The 19,636-nt window shown below is 36.1% G+C and carries 16 protein-coding genes; 4 read left to right on the plus strand and 12 right to left on the minus strand.

The window, feature by feature from the left end; genetic code table 11:
• Positions 1-57: 57 nt before the first annotated feature.
• From sprA to RTX21_RS03445, 6 genes are all read right to left on the minus strand, one after another.
• Positions 58-7,188: a cell surface protein SprA gene (gene sprA / locus RTX21_RS03420; RefSeq protein WP_312765296.1), complete on the minus strand. Its 7,131-nt coding sequence runs from the start codon at positions 7,186-7,188 to the stop codon at positions 58-60.
• 43 nt (positions 7,189-7,231) lie between these two features.
• Positions 7,232-7,816, minus strand: a complete 585-nt coding sequence (ruvA, locus tag RTX21_RS03425; RefSeq protein WP_312765297.1) for a Holliday junction branch migration protein RuvA — start codon at positions 7,814-7,816, stop codon at positions 7,232-7,234.
• A 160-nt stretch (positions 7,817-7,976) separates the two neighbouring features.
• On the minus strand, positions 7,977-8,354 hold the full coding sequence (locus tag RTX21_RS03430; protein ID WP_312765298.1) for a hypothetical protein: 378 nt from the start codon (positions 8,352-8,354) through the stop codon (positions 7,977-7,979).
• A gap of 111 nt (positions 8,355-8,465) precedes the next feature.
• The gene (locus RTX21_RS03435) at positions 8,466-10,748 is read right to left on the minus strand and encodes an NADP-dependent malic enzyme (protein ID WP_312765299.1); all 2,283 of its coding nucleotides are present in this window, start codon (positions 10,746-10,748) and stop codon (positions 8,466-8,468) included.
• A gap of 138 nt (positions 10,749-10,886) precedes the next feature.
• Positions 10,887-11,747: a BadF/BadG/BcrA/BcrD ATPase family protein gene (locus RTX21_RS03440; protein WP_312765300.1), complete on the minus strand. Its 861-nt coding sequence runs from the start codon at positions 11,745-11,747 to the stop codon at positions 10,887-10,889.
• Between the two features lie 60 nt (positions 11,748-11,807).
• Positions 11,808-12,056, minus strand: coding sequence for a hypothetical protein (locus RTX21_RS03445; protein ID WP_312765301.1), 249 nt, complete (start codon positions 12,054-12,056; stop codon positions 11,808-11,810).
• A 256-nt stretch (positions 12,057-12,312) separates the two neighbouring features.
• Here RTX21_RS03445 and RTX21_RS03450 point away from each other — a divergent pair, with 256 nt between their 5' ends.
• The 4 genes from RTX21_RS03450 (at position 12,313) to RTX21_RS03465 (ending at position 16,106) form a co-directional block, all read left to right on the plus strand.
• Positions 12,313-12,771: a GtrA family protein gene (locus tag RTX21_RS03450; protein WP_312765302.1), complete on the plus strand. Its 459-nt coding sequence runs from the start codon at positions 12,313-12,315 to the stop codon at positions 12,769-12,771.
• Positions 12,772-12,812: 41 nt separating this feature from the next.
• A complete protein-coding gene (locus RTX21_RS03455) occupies positions 12,813-13,532 on the plus strand; it encodes a lysophospholipid acyltransferase family protein (protein ID WP_312765303.1) in 720 nt (239 codons plus the stop codon).
• Positions 13,533-13,615: 83 nt separating this feature from the next.
• Positions 13,616-15,064, plus strand: a complete 1,449-nt coding sequence (locus RTX21_RS03460) for an MFS transporter (protein ID WP_312765304.1) — start codon at positions 13,616-13,618, stop codon at positions 15,062-15,064.
• On the plus strand, positions 15,054-16,106 hold the full coding sequence (locus RTX21_RS03465; RefSeq protein ID WP_312765305.1) for a DUF3810 domain-containing protein: 1,053 nt from the start codon (positions 15,054-15,056) through the stop codon (positions 16,104-16,106). Before RTX21_RS03460 ends, RTX21_RS03465 begins: the two co-directional genes overlap by 11 nt.
• Before the next feature lie 808 nt (positions 16,107-16,914).
• On the opposite strand, the gene RTX21_RS03470 is transcribed toward RTX21_RS03465, so the two are convergent.
• From RTX21_RS03470 to RTX21_RS03495, 6 genes are all read right to left on the minus strand, one after another.
• A complete protein-coding gene (locus tag RTX21_RS03470) occupies positions 16,915-17,298 on the minus strand; it encodes a helix-turn-helix domain-containing protein (protein WP_312765306.1) in 384 nt (127 codons plus the stop codon).
• A 13-nt stretch (positions 17,299-17,311) separates the two neighbouring features.
• The gene (locus RTX21_RS03475; protein WP_312765307.1) at positions 17,312-17,536 is read right to left on the minus strand and encodes a hypothetical protein; all 225 of its coding nucleotides are present in this window, start codon (positions 17,534-17,536) and stop codon (positions 17,312-17,314) included.
• Positions 17,537-17,620: 84 nt separating this feature from the next.
• A complete protein-coding gene (locus RTX21_RS03480; protein WP_312765308.1) occupies positions 17,621-17,851 on the minus strand; it encodes a hypothetical protein in 231 nt (76 codons plus the stop codon).
• Positions 17,852-17,953: 102 nt separating this feature from the next.
• Positions 17,954-18,394, minus strand: a complete 441-nt coding sequence (locus RTX21_RS03485; protein WP_312765309.1) for a transposase — start codon at positions 18,392-18,394, stop codon at positions 17,954-17,956.
• A 134-nt stretch (positions 18,395-18,528) separates the two neighbouring features.
• Positions 18,529-18,987 (minus strand): hypothetical protein, encoded by a 459-nt coding sequence (locus RTX21_RS03490; RefSeq protein WP_312765310.1) that lies wholly within the window; start codon positions 18,985-18,987, stop codon positions 18,529-18,531.
• 81 nt (positions 18,988-19,068) lie between these two features.
• Positions 19,069-19,596, minus strand: a complete 528-nt coding sequence (locus RTX21_RS03495) for a hypothetical protein (protein ID WP_312765311.1) — start codon at positions 19,594-19,596, stop codon at positions 19,069-19,071.
• Between the last annotated feature and the right edge of the window lie 40 nt (positions 19,597-19,636).

The following is a 19,636-nucleotide window of genomic DNA, read 5'->3' on the forward strand; positions in this document are numbered from 1 at the left end:
AAAAAGAGTGAACTGGTTGTCCACTCTTTTTTAATATTAAAATCAAGGCTCTTAATTTTAGTTTCCAGCCCCACCGAATGTCAGTGTAGCTGTTATACCTGCTCTAAGCGTAGATAATGGGAATGCTGTCGATATCTTGTACTTGGTCATCATCTGATCGTAGAAGAATTTCAGGTTCAGATTTTGTGACATGTTATAATCCGCAGATAACTTGAGGCTGAATATCTTTTGTCCACCTGTTACCTGAGAATCATCTATCAAGATATTCGTGATCGTTGTCTTACTATCTCTGATCGACAGGTCGGCCCTCATATTAAGGTCACTCTTGATATCTCTAGCCTTACCTTTATAATTAAGGCGGATCTTAAGATCTTTCAGTATATATCCGTAACCAACTACAAATTCATTTCCTAATTCTTCTGTAAGTGTTGTATTTACCAAACCTAACAAGTAAGTTCTATCTCTGTTATAATTGAAACGGAACTGCATGTTATTTCTCATCGTCACATCGAAACCGATCAATGGTGAGAACGACTCCACATAACCAACTTGCGTAAATGTGTAAGGATTATATCTGTTCCCATTAGAATCATAAGCGCTATTTGGATCTCTCAAGTCTCTATTAAAATAATCTACGCTGGATTGTATCCCGGACATTGTAGATGTAGAAACATAAGAATGAGAGATATCAAACTTAGAGAATTTGCTATTGATAATCGGCAGATTTCTAAGTCCCGAATAAACTAATTTCCAGTTTGGCAACGGAATCCCTGCTTTTGTAGGATTGCCCATTCTTTTAGGTGATTTACCTTCAATTGCTGCTTGGAAAGCCGGAATCAAAACATATGCATTACTTCTGGAGTATCCGGCAGTATAACCTTCCGTATCCCTTATCTCGCCATATTGTTGAGAAATGGCCAAGGCATTATCTTTTATAGCCTGATAAATAGCTGCCCCATCTTTGAAAGCCGTATTGAAAGTCCAAGCCGTATTGGAATAAGTGATCATCTCTGTTGCGAATGCATCTCTATATCCCCGATAATTGCCTTCCACAATATTGAACCCATTCTGAATATAATTCCTATTATAAGTTTGTAAGACATTGAAGTCTATTCTCAGATCGTTGGCAGGCATCACTTGCAAATTACCGGTGAATGATCTGGTATTTAGTTCAGAATAAGCATCCGTCATCAGTGTGGAATTTGACATCCAACCATTTTCTATTACAGTCCTTCTGATATCTGCCTGAGAACCTAACAAGAATCCAATCGTAGGGCCTCCCAATGTCTGTCCATAACCATAGAAGTTAGGAGCAGATAACAGACCTGGCAATACTGTTCCGTTGTTCTCTGTATAATTAAAATCCAATTGTTTGAAAGACGTCAACGCATAAGCAATTGCCTGAATTGGAGTCAGCTTATTCTTGAATTTATAATTCTTGAACTTGAATCTGCTATTCTTCTTGGTAAATGCCGTGTTGTAAACATTGCCGAGAGAATCTATCTCCTGACGGCGTTTTTGCATCGTCTGGTTGATTTTCTTGAAATAATTGAACTTCGTGAAGAATTTAGGAATATCAAATGTAGAAGTGGCAATAATAGCATTTGTATTCTGTGATAAGTTTCCTAGATTTTCTATTTCGTTTTGCTCATTCACAAAATTCCTTACTGCAGTAGACCTTGCAGACCAGTTATACTGGAACTGGTAACTCAATTCTGCATTCACAAAATCCAGATATGGGAAATACTCGAAAGGCAATCTGTAATTAAGCTGTACTCTGTGATTATACAATACAGGTCTTCCCGCTCTGAAAGGGTTCTCAAAAATCGAACGATTATCCATATCATTCACATCAATATTGTCATTCAAAGTTCTGGTTTCAGAATTGATCTCCATCTTCAAGGATTTCGTAAAGTTGAAACCTAAGCTATATTGCCATCCAAAATAGAAAGTTCTGTTCTTGATAGCTTCAAAGCTCGACCTCGTATCTCCGGAAAGTAATGCATCTACATTTCTATACTCTAATTCATTGTAATTCCTGTCCAGAATAGTTCTGAAAGACAATCTTGTAGGAACCGGATTGAAGTTGAACTCCTTCACCCATCTCAGATACTTGTAAGATTTGGCAGTATCACTGATCATTTTGTTGAAAGGCTTCAGAACATATGGCTTGAAAGTATAATTATACTCCAAAGTCCCTTTCAGATATTGTTTATAGTTACGAACGGTATAAATATCGCGATAGAAATCATCGTTGTAGATAGCAGTCAAGTTCAGGTTTTCTACATCATAGAACTTCGCTTTTTTATCCGGATTCATTCTTTCCTTTCTCATGTTCACAACACCGATACTTCTCTGTTGTGTATATGTACGCACCACTTTTTTCAGTTCTGCCTCGTTAGGCGCTTTCTTCAATTCAACATCATTGTCCAATGGATTATATTTTGGATCTGTGATAGTTTGCGTGTAAGAATAGTTCACCGGAATCTTCATACCCGCTTTTTCCGGTAAGAACTTATCTACATTCACAGTTGTATTGATACTGAAAGCAGAATTCTCATCCTGAGCCCTTTCAGAAGGTTTTGAATCAATGGCTCCAAATCCGATCGATGCATAAGAAGCATTCGCATTGACCATTGCAAAGTCTCCAAGATTGAAGTTCAAACTTGCATTAGCAGCATAACCGCCTTTGTTCTCTATCTCGGAAAGACGAATCTCATTGACCCAAAGAATTAGATCTTTAGCAGTTGTACTATTATTTCTAACCCCAATCATGATTGTTGTTACATTACCAATACTTGGGCGACCTTTTACATAGATTTTTTTGTTATCCACAGCATAATCTGTAAAATCATATCTTTCAGCCAATTTAATATTTGAGGTTCCATTTCTCAATAACTCATCTCTTTTTAACTTGGCATTTACAAAGTTTTCTATTTCCAGATCAACTGTATTGGCATCAGGCCAGATATCCAAAGGAGATGTCGCATTTTGTGCAGTATAGGTAAGAGAAGATTCATACTCATAATAGTTATCCGTAGCATCACTTCCGAAACGGATAAAGAATTTTGCATCAGGATCTATTCTATTATTATTGGTTTCTTTTTGATTTTCCGCGTGTACAAATAATGCCAATTTTTTGTAACGACGCATATCCAAACTGGTATTCTTGAAAACACCTCTTGCTGCATTTTTCAGGTTTGTAGCCTTCATATAAAGAGAAGATTCGTTCTGTCTTTGTGCGCCTGCATTTCCACTCAATACTTGTCTATCGATTCCCGGAGGTAGAACATAAGGCGGTGCTCCCAAAGCATTTTCTTCCAAGTTTACACTTCCAACATCAAAATTAGCATTCTGATCTGTCGCTCCGCTGTTTCCTTCCTGATCATTACCAACCTCCGTGCTAAATATTTTGTTGGTATATTTTCTCCAATCTGATCTCACAAGGTCAAAAGAACCAAATCTAAGTGTAGAAGTCTGCTCAAAACCTTTCAGCATTAATCTTGCAAATCTCACATTATTAAGAACATTGGCGTCCGAGTCCTTAACAATTGGATTGTTGGCACCACTTTCTACACCATCATAATTTGCTACAGGAATTCTGAATAAATACCATTTTACTTTGCCAGCCTGTCCATTCTCGAATTTTACATCCACTTCTTTTATATCGACGATTTTGTTATTATCCAAAGTCATCTGGGCAGGAGAAAGATCAATCGTATATTGGTTGTAATTTTCCGTCTGATCCAAGTTATAATCTCTGTTAAGGTCTTCCGCATCTGGAGTCTGTGTTGCCACTTCCAAAGTATTGGCAGCAGAGTTACCTTCTGGTCCACGGAAATACTTGTAACGCTCCGTTAAAGATGAAGCCAAATCACCTTGGAATTTATCTGACATATAGAACACAAAATTATCAGAAGCAGGATCTAACTCATTGGTAACAGGATTCACAAAGTCAACCCCGAATTTTTCCTGTTCCTGAACTCCATTCAGACCGTCATAACCAAGATCCTGTTGTGCTCTTTCTTCCCCCTCTGTAGAGAAAGCATAAAGAATAGGAAGCTGATTAGGCTGTGTCCCCCATTTTGTAGAAGTTGTGGAGGATGCAGTGCTAGTAGTTGGCAAACCATTCTCATATTGTAATCTTCCATCTTTTAGGACATCTTCAGATACATTTCCTAATTGTAACAATAGCTTCGGATCACCTGAGATATTGCCATCTGCATTAGGGTCCTGCAACCAAAACTCTACATAATCGATATTGGAAGTTACGAAGTTGGTCACAGAAATTGGTCTCATCAATCCAGCCCATCTTTGTGTCGGCAATTCTGCATTTGTATTCAAATTATACGGACCTCTTTGGTCAGGATAATAAGTGATATCAAATGTATTAAGAAGTGTTTGCTCTCCTGCAACATAATCTCTATTATTATAGATCTCCTGCATCTGTACTCTTCGGGAAGAATAGTTTGATAATGTCTGAGCATTGATTCCATTTGGTGCTCTACCTCCAACGCCATAGAATCTTGGATCGATGGTATACCAAGACAATAATCCTCTACCATCACCTGATCTTAGATCATCATTATTCACCGTTTGAGGGAAAACAGGATCATTGATATTTTTTTCAGGACGGGACGCCAAACTCCACATTGCAGGTTCTTTCAATGAGATTTTGGAAGTGGTCTGTTCGAAATCATCAATATAAGACTGGTCATTGATTCCTTTACTTTGTCCCGGAATCAGGTATGCTCCTTCCGCTTTGAAATTAAGGTTAGAAGGTGCTTCCGTATTGATAAAAGGAATCTTATCTGTTAATCTTGTCAGGAATGGCAGCTCATTATTGTACATCATATTGAAACCAGCCATCGTGTTGCTTACAGCTTCCTGTCCATAATTCACTTTTTGTGTGAGTGGTCTTTCAGTATAATTAACAACCGTTGCACCCAATGTAAAATGTTCATTGAATTTTCTTTCCAAATTCAGTCCCCAGAAGCTTTTTCTTTGGGTATTGAAGGTCAATTGATTTTCAAGTGAAATGTTGATCGCCTGTCCGGACTGCTTAACCGTTTCATTGATGATATTGACTGTTCCCAGCATATAATCCACTGTATAATCTACACCTTCCACAAGCTGAGTACCATTGGCCGTTACTTTTACAGAACCTTGTGGAACGTTGATCGCTCCTAGGGAAATCCCTTGTCCTTGTGTTCCTTTATATCGTCCTTCTAATGTATATCGTTGTGCTAAATTACTTTGTTTTGCGGTTTCCTTTAATTTAGAATATAGGTCAGTATAAATATAGTTTTTGGTATTGTCACTTTTTAAGATCTTTTCCAGGTAAGAACCAAAAGGCTGAACCTTGGTAAAAATAACTTTCCCGTTTTCCGCATCAACCGTAGTTCCGTTCACAAAGTCAAATATACCGTCTCCGGTTCTTCCGTTCTTATCGGTTTGCAGGTCATTATTGGCATTCAATCTATCCCAGTTAAATACTCTTAGCAGATTTTCCTGATCAAATTTTGTATAGTCAACACCATTAACATTATCATTATAAGTTGCACCAGCCAAATAATTGACCTTACCCGCAGAGACCGGATCTTTGAAATAAACATTCAGCAAGAAATCCTGGGAGTTGAGCTGGCTGGTGTTAAGAGAATAGATATTCTTCATCATCAGCTGCCACATAGGAGAAGTTGGTTTTACCGCAATATTGGATTTCAGTAATTTGGTAAGAAGCACTGCGTTTTCTTCTGAGAATTCCCCTACTTTATAAACTGTGTTTCCTCCATTGATCGTATAGGAGAATGACACTGCTAGAAATTGATTGTCATTTAATCTTTGGTTTAATGAAATATATCCTAATTGCGGATTGAATTTGTATTCAGAAGAAGTCAACCTTCTAGCTTTTGCGTTGGTAATAAATTGCTCTCCAGATGTGTATGGCTCATTTGAACCTTGGGAATTAGGGAAAGACCTTCCATTCAATGTATTATATGCAGAAGTAACTTCTCTTGTTGTTCCCAATGCAGAAGTAATCTGGCTGTATAAGTTCCCATTAGTATTACTTGGCGCTACACCATCTTGATCACCAAGATCCCTAAGTCCAACAATTGGTTTCTGAGTTTCCAGATTAGCACCTCCCTGATCCAGCATCCAAACTTCTAGTCTTGTGATGGCAATCTTAGAATCGATCAAAGGATAGTTGGCAAGAGCATCATCATATCTATCAAGGAAATATTTATCCAGAAAGTAGTGCTGATTATCTTCATAATCGTAAGCGTTAACCTTGAAGGTACTCATAGTTCCACCACCTTGCGCCACAATAGTTTTAGCTTCACCCTGCTGTTGTGAAAACACCAAAGTTCCCGTTGTTTTACCCAACTGGAACTCGGTCTTAAGTCCAAATAAAGATTGTGAGCCTCTGATCAAACTTGTAGAAAGTGGCATACTGATGTTACCAACCTCTACTCTTTTGATAATCTTATCTTCCGGATCTTGTCCTTTTTCATTCAGACCTTTGGATTGGAGGTCTTTCCAGGAACCTTTTGCCTGCCAGACCATATTCATACGATTCTCAAAAGCAAATCCACTTTGTGTATCGTAATTGGCCTTCAACTGAAGATTTTCACCTACTTTTCCCGTGATTCCCAATTGAATCCTTTGCTGGATATTAATTGCAAAACTAGTTCTATTTTGAGGAAGGATCAGTGGATTATCTATCTTTTGGTAAAGTCCGCCCAGATCGAATGAAGCATAACCTTGTGGTATCAATTCTATCTTGTTGCCACCAAAGATGTTCTCGAACATTTTGCTTTTGATGGTGACTGCAGGTATCAACCCTTTTTTCTTGGCATCTGTCTGGTCTTTTCTTCTGGAGAGGTCATTCAGCAAAGACTTTTCTTCGTAATAAGAGCGAAGATTGTTCTGCATGGTGTAGTTTTTGTATTCTTCGAAAGTCATGGCGATAGGCGCGCCCACAACCGTATTCCCTACTTTAGGATACAGATAGTACATACCTGTCCCAATATCGTAGAAAGCATCATAACGAATGGGATCTGCAAGATTAAATTCCTGCCGACCAGTTATAAGACTATCTGCTGGTTTTTCCTGTGCAAAAATGTTGGTAAAACCTACAAAAATTAAAAATAAAAAGGTTAATTTATTAAGGTAGATATTTTTCTTCACTTATATTTTTTTTAAGAAACTGATGATACATGGCCATCAATTGTTAAATGTTCTTTAAAATCTCTTTTACTAATTCTTCCACCGAAACATTCGGGCTTTGCTTAAGAATCCTATCCGCAATCTTCTCGCTCATCCTCTTGGCGATACCCAAAACTTCTAATGCAGATAACGCCTCATTCTTGATTTTATTGTTCGCAAAATCAGAAAGTTTTTCCTCGGAATTACCGAATTGCCCTACCTTATCACGCAAATCCACAATAATTCTTTCCGCGGTCTTAGCCCCTATTCCTTTTACCTTTTGGATAAGAGCACTGTTGCCTGAAAGTATAGCGTTTGAAGCATCGGAAAGACTGAGCGAAGATAATAATATTAGTGCAGAAACCGGCCCGACGCCGTTAACACTTATTAACAGGTTGAACATTTCTTTCTCTTCCTTGGTATAAAAACCAAAAAGCAAATGAGCATCTTCACGAATAATCTGCTGAATGTATAATAAGACATCGGAGTTTAGTTTCAGGTTTTGGGATGTTTGCAGACTGATGCCTACATAATATCCAATCCCGTTAACATCAATCACAGCAAATGTTGGCGTTAACTCCTGAACAACTCCTTTTAATGAATAAATCATCGAATTAATAAAAAATTAGGGTTTTGCGAAGATATAAATTAACTTAAAAACAAAAGCCATTTTAAAACGTTAAAATGGCTTTTCAATACTCTTTTTGCGATTTCCTTATTTCATTTTTATCAACTTTAGGAAGTTTTAGAACAATTCGTAAGCCTTATAATTAATTTGAGTCAAATTTTTCAATATGAATCTTCAACTCATTATAAATCTTCTCCGCTTCTTCGTCACCTTCTTTGGCAAGTTTTTTTACATTTTCATAGAAAGCCAGGGATTTTCTGTGTAGACTTTCTCCCAAAATCAACTGCATATCACTGAAGGTTTCATACAATCGCTTCAACTTTGTTTGGAGATTTGCGAGCAATTCTAAATCTGCGGAAGTCTTTTCTGATTTATTTTTCAATTTCTCTACAAATTCAGAAATAACATTTAAGCTTTCTTTTATTTGTTGATGAGCTCCTGGAGGCATACTTCTAATTGCTTCGAGATTTTTTTCAAATTTCTCTTCAAACTCTTTTGTAAACTTGTCATCAAAATTCATATTTGTGTTTTTTAGAAGATAAATTTAGAAATTTTATTAAATACTCAAATAAAAAATAAGAGCCATTCTGAAAATCAGAATGACTCTTTTAAAATTTATATTGAAATTAATCTATTTCTTATCTTTCGTTTGCGCATCCAAAACAGCAATTGTTGCCAGATTCACAATTTCGTCCACACTAGACCTCATTTGGAGAACGTGAACAGGTTGGTCCAATCCCATCAGAATCGGTCCGATGGTTTGAGCCGCTTTCATTCCTCTGATAATTTTGTAGGATAAATTTGCGCTTTCAAGATTTGGGAAGACCAAAACGTTGGCCGGATTCGTTCCTAATTTTGAGAAAGGGTAATCTGCTAAGTAATCACTATTCAAAGCAAAATCCGGCTGGATCTCTCCATCTACTACCATTTTCGGATATTTCTCATGAAGAATTTTTACAGCTGCTGCCACTTTTTTGGAAGTATCTGCCTTTGCCGAGAAATTTTCAAATCCCAGCATTGCAACTCTTGGTTCTATTGCAAAAGACTTAACCGTAAATTCTGCCATTCTTGCGATCTCTACCAGATCTTCCGCAGTTGGATTCTTGTTGATGGAAGTGTCTGCAAAGAACAATGGTTTCTTTTCCGTCAAAATCATCATCATTGCTGCAACCTTGTTCACGCCCTGTTTTTTAGGAACGATTTCCAATATAGGCTTCAGAACGGACGAATAACTTTTGGAAAAACCAACGATCAAAGCATCCGTATCGCCGTGCTCCAGCATCAATGGTCCGAAATAGTCACGTTGTCTAACGTATCTTTTCGCCTTATATTCGTTGATTCCTTTTCTGTTGCGCTTGTCCCAAAGTATTTTTCTATATTTTTTTCTCGTTTCCTTGTTTTCGTCATCATTCGGGTCAATGATTGGGATATCCAGCGTAATTCCAAATTCCTCCATTCTTTCTTTGATAAGCCTTTTGCTTCCCAACAAACTCGGATAGGCAATCCCTTCTTCCTGTAGGATCTGTGCTGCTTTCAGAATGTTATATTCCTCACCGTTACCAAGCGTTACCCTTTTTGGGTTCGCTTTTGCACGGTTTTGCATCATTCTTACAAGTTTCTCATCTCTTCCCATTCTGTCGAGAAGCTGATTCTCATAAGCTTCGAAATCCTCAATTGGTTTTCTGGCAATCCCACTTTCCATAGCTGCTTTTGCAACCGCAATAGAAACTTTGGTGATCAATCTGTTATCAAATGGTTTTGGGATAAAATATTCTTTCCCGAAAGTGATATTGGTTACATTATAGGCCAGTTTTACCATTTCCGGAACCGGTTCCTTTGCAATTTCCGCCAATGCATGTACCGCGGCAAGCTTCATCGCCTCATTGATCCCGGTTGCCTGAACATCCAACGCACCTCTGAATATGTAAGGAAAACCAAGAACATTGTTCACCTGGTTCGGGTAATCACTTCTTCCCGTTGCCATCATAACATCTGGCCTTGTCGCCAATGCCAGATCATAACTGATTTCCGGGTCTGGATTTGCCAAAGCGAAAACGATTGGATTTTCTTTCATGGAAAGCAACATCTCGGCAGACATCACATTTCCTTTTGACAAACCGATGAAAATATCAGAACCTTTGACGGCATCTTCCAATGTATCGATATCAGTTTGAGCGATAAAGTCTAATTTCTCCGGCGTCAGGTTTTCTCTTCTTTGATTGATGACCCCTTTGCTGTCACACATCAAAATATTTTTTGGATCAAGGCCAAGCGAAATGTACAATTTAGCACAGGCAACTGCAGCTGCACCAGCACCATTGATAACCATTTTCACTTCCCCGATTTTCTTACCTGCGATTTCCAAAGCATTGATCAAAGCAGCTGCAGAAATAATCGCTGTTCCGTGCTGGTCATCGTGCATCAAAGGAATGTCCAATTCCTCTTTCAGTCTTTGTTCGATGTAGAAAGCTTCTGGCGCTTTGATATCTTCCAAGTTGATTCCACCGAAAGTTGGTGCGATTGCTTTTACCGTTTCGATGAATTTGTCCGGGTCTTTTTCGTTGATCTCGATATCAAAAACATTGATTCCTGCGAAAATCTTGAAAAGCAAACCTTTTCCCTCCATTACAGGCTTTGAAGCTTCAGGACCGATATCGCCTAAACCTAAAACTGCAGTTCCGTTGGATATAACGGCGACCAAATTACCTTTGGAAGTATATTCGTAAACGCTTTGCGGGTCATCGTGAATTGCCATACAAGGTACAGCAACACCCGGCGAATAGGCCAAAGACAAATCTCTCTGTGAAGAATGCGGTTTGGAAGGTATCACCTCGATTTTACCTTTCGGTTGCATACGGTGGTAGTCTAACGCGGCTTTATCAAAAGCGTTTTGGTCTCTTGAATTTTTTGACATTTTTAATTTCTTTTGCGTACACCTTATATTATATATAGATGTACTGGTTTTTATTTAATAAACCTCATAGTTTTTGAAGGTCTATGAGGTTTATTCTATGTGAAAAATACGAGAATTAACTCCAATATTACTGCAAAGTTAAAGCTTTGGAATGATATAGTCACGATGATAATTCACCAGACTTTCTATCGGGCGCTGAACAACGGTTCCGATCTTGAAGTGAAAATCCGAAGCTGCAGCTCTTAAAGAATCCTCAAAAAAATAGGCAATTGAACCGATGAAATTGATCTCACTTTCACGGCATTCTTCGTACGGCATCACCTGAAACTCAAGGAAATTCTTGAGTTCTTTGTAAATAAAATTCTGAAAATACGGATGCGTTTTTCTGTCCACAATGAACCTCGTAAAATCTGCCATATAAGCATTCGCTCTCGGATTGTGATACATATTTTTGAGCAGATCATCAATATTCAACTGATAAATCTCAGTAAATTGCTGATGCAGATCAGGCGGTAATTTCTTCATAAAATAATGACGAACCAACTGCTTTCCGAGCGCACTCCCACTTCCTTCATCGCCAATGAGAAATCCTAAAGAAGGCAATTCCGTTTTTACATTTTCGCCATCGAAATAGCAAGCGTTGGAACCCGTTCCGAGAATGCAGACAATTGCCGGAACGCCTCTGTAAGCCGAATAGGCCGCCGCCAAAAGATCTTCTTTCACTTGAATCTGAGCGTTGCTGAAAACCTTCTGGATCTCTCTTTCGACAATCAGTTTATTTTCTGGCGTGCCGCAACCTGAACCATAGAAGAAGATGTTTTCCAGATAGTCTTTGAATTTGGTAAGAGCCTGATTTTTTTCTATTTCAACTGTAATCAGTTCTGGTTTTATGATATTCGGATTGAATCCAACGGTTTCCGTCTTCAGAACTTCTGTACCGTCGTTTTCCAGAATAACCCAATCGCATTTGGTAGAACCGCCGTCAACAATGGCAATCATATAATATATTATTTAGAATGCTAAAATAATATTTTTTCGGGTAGAAATAATGAGAATTTGTTATTGATTGTCTTCCACAAGCCAATCCTGAATTTCATCTTCCAGATAAGAAGCCTGTAGTTTGATGGCATTAATGAAATCGTCGGGAATACTTTCTGTAGAATCACTGCTTTCTAGATTCCAAAGTTCATCGGACATCAATTCATATTCTGAATAGATTCTTTTGAAACGTGAATTGCTTTTTTCCAATGCCTCAATTTTGTCTTGCTGAGGCAGAAATTTTCTGTAAGGTCTGTTAGAGTTTTTCATTTTACATTAATTATTTAGTGATTGTGGTGACTTGACAAGAGATGAAAAAATTTCCCGACCAAACATAGTCAGGATTTGATTACATCATCGATTGATATTAACATTTTCACAATTTATTAACTATATAATAATTAATCTTTCAGACAAATCGCAAAAATCATTAACACTTAATAAAAGTAAAAATATTTCTGAGACAAAAAAATTATTTAACTATTATTTTAAAACATTTAACAAATCATATACATTTGCAAAAGCAATGAAACAATTAATTCTCCGTCATAAGCAGGTTTTGTTCTTCATCATCGCTGGTGGGCTCAGTGCGATTATAGAAATCGGCACCTTCAAAATCTTAAGTGTATATCTTCCAAAAGTCTTCGCCTGGGAATATGATCTGTCCGGAATTAAATATCCGTTTAGTAATATCCTGTCCACAAGCTGCGGAATCATCACCAATTATTTTCTGAGCATCTGGTTTGTTTTTGAAAGAGGGAAACATTCCAAGAGAAAAGAATTTGCTTATTTTATTTCGGTTTCTGTTGTTTCCACATTCATCAGTTTGTTTTTGTTTCAGATCTTGTATCATTTTGTTTTCAAAGATGCCATCGATCTGGGAATCTATGTTCTTTCGCAAGAAATGATGAGCAAGATTACCTCTATCCTGATTGTGTCTCTTCTTAATTATTCTATAAAGAAAAAAGTGATTTTTAACGGATAAAAAAGCTATTTTTGATTTGAGTTAAATTTTATGAAATATTAATGAGAACAATTCTGGTCTATGCGTGGCGATTTTGGATGGTAATTTTGGGAACCGTTCTTACATTGATCTTCTTTCTTCCTGTTTATATTTTATCTTTTCGAAAAGAACATTATAAATATTGTTACTTCTTCATCCGGCTTTGGGCTATAGGAATGTTCTATGGAATGGGTTTCCGCTATAAAAAGATTCTCAAGACCACGAAAAAAATCGACAAAAATCAGCCTTACGTTATCATTTCCAACCACACTTCTATTATGGATGTGATGTTGCCCTGTATCCTTTTTCCTAATCATCCGCTTTGTTATGTCGGAAAAAAGGAAATCGAGAAAATCCCGATTTTCGGAACCGTTTACAAAAGAGTTTGTGTGATGGTCGATAGGAAAAGTGCCAGAAGCCGTGCCGATGTTTACAGAAGATGCGCCGAAAGAATGCAGGACGGACAAAGTGTTGTGATTTTTCCTGAAGGTGGCGTTCCCGATGACACTAGCATGATTCTTGACCAATTCAAAGATGGCGCTTTTATTTTGGCGACTAAACATCAATTTCCAATTGCGGTTTTCACTTTCCGAGGTTTGAAGGAGATGTTTCCTTTCGATAATAAAAAAGGTTATCCCGGAACAGTGAAAGTTTTTTTCAATGATATTTTGACACCAGACTTATCATTAAAACAGCTAAAAGAAAAAGCATTTGAAGAAATTCAATTGTCTCTAATTGAGTAATTAAAATAATTATTCTACAAATAAGACTTTTTACTTACATTTGTTTTTAAATATTAACCTAACATTAACAATAAAATTAAATAATGGAAACACAAAAAACCAATTGGGCGCAGTTTATCCCGCTTGTTACCGTTTTCTTTTTCTGGGGATTTGTTGCAGCGAGTAACGATATCCTGATTCCAGTTTTCAAAAAAGCATTCGATTTGACACAAGGTCAAAGTCAGCTTGTATCAGTCGCTTTTTATATCGCTTATACAGTTGGCTCAATCATTTATATGCTGATTTCACTAGCCATTCGTAAAGATCTGGTCAATAAAATCGGTTATAAAAACGGTTTAGCTTTAGGGCTTTTAATTTCCGCAATAGGAACATTATTGTTTTATCCTGCTGCAAATCTGCATTCGTTTCCATTAATGCTTTCCGGATTGTTCATTGTAGCTTTGGGATTTTCTTTACAGCAAACAGTTGCCAATCCACTCGCAATTGCATTAGGACCTGTAAAAACGGGTTCTCAAAGATTAACTTTAGCAGGAGGAATCAACAATCTCGGAACTACGATTGGTCCATTGATCGTAAGTTTTGCTATCTTCGGTTCAGCTGCTTCTGAGAATACAGAAATGAGCATCGAAAGTGTAAAAATTCCTTATTTGGTTTTAGGTGTTGCATTCTTAGCTGTTGCTATTTTGCTTAAATTATCATCTTTGCCAGAACATCCAGACACTATCGAAGAATCTGTAAAAGATGAAGGAGCTGTAAGAAGTTCAGCTTTGAAATATCCACAGTTATTATTGGGAATGCTGGCGATTTTCATCTATGTTGGTGTAGAAGTTTCTACAGCAAGTAATTTACCTGCTTATATGGAATCTATTGTGAATTCTGAAACTGGCGTTCTTTATACTTTACAAGAAATCTCTCCTTACATTTCTCTTTATTGGGCAAGTTTGATGATTGGTCGTTGGACAGGAGCTGTTGAAGCTTTTACAGATAATATGAGTTTGCAAAAAGTATTGAGATTCTTAGCACCTTATTTAGCTTTCGGAGTTTTCCTTTTGGTTAATGCTATTGCAAAACACGATTTGACGCCTTTCTACGTTTATGGATTAATTATCCTAATATTGATTGCTGCTGATATGGCGAGTAAGGGTAACCCTGCAAGAATGCTATTGATATTCTCAGCTCTAGGAATTGTTGCTACGGGAATTGGTATGTTTACAGATGGCATTATCAGCATTTATGCTTTCACAAGTGTTGGATTGTTCTGTAGTACGCTTTGGCCTTGTATCTTTACACTAGCAGTAAGCGGACTTGGAAGACACACCAGCCAAGGAAGTAGCTTCCTGATCATGATGATCATGGGAGGTGGAATTGTAAGCTGGCTGCAAGGATTTGTTTCTGAAAGTATTGGCATACAAAACAGTTATATTGTTGGAGTCTTATGTTTTGCTTATCTTGCATTCTATGCTTGGAGAGTCAGCGGAATACTGAAAAGCCAAGGTATTAGTTTTGATAAAAAAATATCCGGTGGACACTAAAAAAAATATCTTTATTAAAAATAAACTTTGGGCAATCATTTTGGTTGCCCAATTTTCGTTATTCTATATCCTATCGAAGTTTGAATTTGCTATTCAGTTCTTTTCTGATTTATTTGAATGGAAAAAGAATGTTCACGTAAGGCTATTTTCCGGCTTCGAACTTTCTGTTGGAGATTTGACCTATACCATTGTAGTTCTATTCTTTATCTACTCAATAATTGGATTATTTAGACACCAAAAAAGGATTCATATAAAAAAGATTCTAATATTCCTAAATACATTTTATTTCATATATCAGTGTTTTTGGGGAATGCTTTACTTCCAAACACCAATTATTGAAAAATTAGAAAAGAAAGATTATAATAATAATGACCTCAAAACATTAACTTTAAAATACCTTGCATTATGTAAACAGACTAGAGAAAAGACTTCTGAAGATAAAGATGGAGTTTTTAGAGTTAAAAATCTTAACGAAATAAAGCTTGAAATCTTAAGACAACAACACTTTATACCAAAAGATATCAATTCTAAAAAAAGTATTAATATTTTATCAGTAAAACCGAGCCTATTCAACTCATTGATGGACTATACTGGTATTTTAGGATATTATAACCCATTTACTGCAGAATCACAATTCAATCCAAATATCCCCTCAACTCAGTTACCATTTACGCTCGCTCACGAGATGTCTCATCAGCTTGGTTACGCAAGAGAGCAGGAAGCCAGCTTTATTGCTTATCTATGCTCGAAAAACTCCAATAATACAGATTTGCAATATAGTTACCAATTATATGTTTTAAAGAGTTTATTAAGAAACTTATCAAAGACCGATATTGCTTTTGTTAAACATACAATTGATCAATTCTCTGTTAAGATGAAACGAGATAGAAACGATGAAATACAATTCTATAGGGAGAATGAAGGATTGATTAGTGATCTATTTGGCGTAACAAATGATCTGTTTTTAAAATCCAATCAACAAGATGGTCAAATCAGCTACTCCTATTTTATCAATCTATTAATAAGATACGAACTAAGATAAAAAAAGAATCGTACTAAAAGTACGATTCTAAAAACACAAATGATGAAAAAAAATTTATTGCTTCTGAGTGATTGTCTCAAAAGCGATGTAAAAATACAATATTTGATTTTAACATCCAAATGTTTTTAGAAATTTATTTTAAAAAAAAATAAAAACCACTAATAATCAAAAGATTAAAAATTCAATAAAATATCAATGATTGTTTCTAAAAGAAGCAAAACTCATTAATTAAATATAAAAGAACAAAAAAATCTTTCCTGATTAAAAGAAAACAGTTTTGTAATAAGAAAGTTGGAAATTAGATTTGCAATCTCCATCTTATGAATTTCCTTTTTAAAAATATCCATATAATAATTTTTTCATCACTTGTTCAAATCAAAGCAAAATTGAATACATTAGTTACTATTAAATTTTAATTTTCTTTAAATACTTGTGGAACTTTCGGCAATTCTGCTAAATCCAGCTCTAATTGTGTATTGCATTATCGCAGGAAACACCAACAGTAAAAGATCCGTAGGCAAGGAAATCCAATTAAGCTTTACCTTTCTTTTCTTTTTACTTTTTTTATTGAGCTATGGAGGTCGGATGTAGATAAAAGATGACTTCGCCTTCCAAAGGTTTGTTTTTATCTAAGGAACAGATCATCAAATGAATATTGAAAAATGTAGAAACCAACAGAGAATCGGTTACTGTAGCCAACAGTTGCCTTCCGTTACTTATTAGTTTTCCTCCTCATTTTCCTTTTTGCAAGAAAAGTTTTTACAAAAGTCGTGACGAAATTTGGAATATTATCCAGAAATGACTTTGGCTATTTTATTGATATTATACTTTTTCTTTCTTTTAATGGTTTTTGTTCTTGGTCGGATGTGACTAGAAATATTTTCTTCCATTTGGTTACTGTATTTCTGCTTAACTTAAAATGTTGTGCAAGCTCGGTATTGTTCAGGTTGTAATTTTTTTGATGGTCCAGTATTTTTAGAATCGCAGATGTGTCATATGATCGATGCTTTTGATTGAAGGTTTCCGTTGCCCGGTCAGAGAGACCGAATATTTTGTTATTAAGTTCGATGATATCTAGCACGGATAGTTGTTTTTTGTTCAGCAAAGCTTTGCATGCCTCTTTTTTTTCGGGGTGCTTTTTATTGATGATATCGTTATAGATACGATGGTAGTCGGGGGTTGGTCTTTCCATTTTTACTTATTTTTTATAATATGCCGATATAATAATCTGTTACTGTTCCTTTGTAATAGAACAGGTGCAGTTTCCGCTCAAACAGACCGAAAAAGTATCTTTTAAGAATATAGATGTTTTCTTCAGGGGTTATATGATCGGGTATTCTCCCCAATAGTTCTTCTATTTCTTTTTCCGATCTTCCAATCAGCATATCCTCATCTAGCTGTAATTCTTTGAATGATCTTGGCGTGTCCATTTTTTGTAATTGTTTACCCTTGTAAGTTTAGTATATTAACATGTATTGAAATCTGTTTGTCAGGTCATAAATCTAAATGAGATATTATTTATGACCCCTAGCTTTTCCAAATACACATTCTATATGTTGTAGACTTACCATATTATTTTCAAACTCCAGGGATAGTATTGTTTTCATTCCCCACCATGTTCTGCTTAATTCATATTGCTGTATATCATCAGAATAAAGACTTAGTAGACCTTCACCCAATTCTTTTCTTACTTCTTCTCTTCTCCTACCAAGAAACGAGATATTATAGATTTTTTTCCTTACCATATATTTTAATGATTTGAACTAAAGTTTCTCATGCGGTCTTACAATGTTTTTGCTGTTTTCAACATCCGAAATTGATCGGGAATAACTCCAATATTGTGTTTGTCATTTCCTAGTGTTGTATTTGCTGATCCATTTGTATAGTGTAGTTTTTGGAATCTTGTATTCTTCTATTACCTGATGTTTTGTCTTCTCACCGTTCTCTATCATTTCCATGATAAAATCTATCACTTCCCTGGTGTATACATTTTTCCTGAACTGTGGCAGTATGGATTTTTTCTGCTTTGGTGTATCATTGTAATTCGTATTTGCTGGCGGGGCATACAAGATCAGGTGTTGAGAATAGACCCTGAAAAAATCATAGTCCAGTAATTTGCTCCATTTTAATAAAATATCAGTGGTCAATTCTTTTTGCCGGAACATCTGTTCTATCTCGTCATTATTGCACTTGAAAAAATTGGTGATGCGCTGTATCTCTATTTCAAGTTCTGCAACCCTTTGTTGTATCAATGAGCCAATATGTATGTTTTTAAAATGATCTCTCATGTATATTTTATTTATTTTCTACTATATTTCTTCATTATTATGACAGAAAAGGAGAGATTTTATCTCCAGCTGGGTATGCCGAAAAATGTGACAATACCCAGTAGTAGATATGATCAATTAGCAATCAGAATGTCTCATGGTTTCCAAAAGCTCCATACTGTTCCGTTATAAACAGCCAATTGTTTTTTTGTGGTATCGTAAACCATCATTCCAGCGCTTGGTTTAATAATGTTGAGATGCGGACTTGCAACTTTAGGCAGAATCATGGCCTTGTCTATATCTGTCAGTACTAGAATGCCATTTGTTGTATCTGTTGCTCCATTGACTCCTATGGCTGTTTTAGCGGTCATCTTTTCATCTTTTGAGGTTTGGATGGAAAGATCTGCCGTTCCTGTGGCATCAACGCTAAGATCAAACCAGCTGCCGTTTTTCAAGTATTTTACCTTATTGTCTGTCGTGTCGAAAATTATGGTGCCGTCCTCCGTTATATCGTTCTTACTTTCCACATAGGGTAGAAGAAGACCTCTGTTCTCAGTTTCTGCAAACTCTAGGGAAACAGCGGTGTTGGATACATTCTGTTTTCCTATTGCCACCTGAGATTTTATCGCAATGGCAGAAAAAACTATAAGTGTTATTATTATTTTTTTCATTGTTGTACTATTATTTAATTAACCTTAATGATAATCATCATCAGAGAACGTTATTAGGTTAGGGTCTGTAAATCTCACGGACAGATTGTTTTTTGAAGTGGCATCAAGCATTTTATCACTTGGAACATCAAAGCTCAATGTATCTCCACTCTTTAGCTGTATCTGAAAATAATATATTCCTTCCTGCGAAATAGCTCCCTTTTCAGACTGAAAAGCTTCCTTATTATTCAGATGAATGGAATATTGCAATTGTTGTTCTTTTTCCACTCCTTTGTTAATTTCTGAGGATAGGCTTATTCTATATATACCATCTTTTTTCACGGTAATTTCATTGTTATTCAGGGTAATTTCATTTTTATTGTCGCCCTCAATATTTAGATTTGAAAAGATAAACTGTCTTTTCGATTCCGATTCCTCATATCCAGTACCTTCAATAGAATATACCGGATTTTTATCTATCGACCCTTCAATTGTCTGAGAATAAGCCAGACCAGAAAGCATTACCAGAAAGAACAGACCAATTTTTTTTGTTTGTATCGTTATTTTTTTCATTATATAAAATTTAAATTAAAAGCTTTGGGCAAAAGCAACA

This window comes from Epilithonimonas sp. (assembly GCF_032054305.1).
Lineage (GTDB): Bacteria > Bacteroidota > Bacteroidia > Flavobacteriales > Weeksellaceae > Epilithonimonas.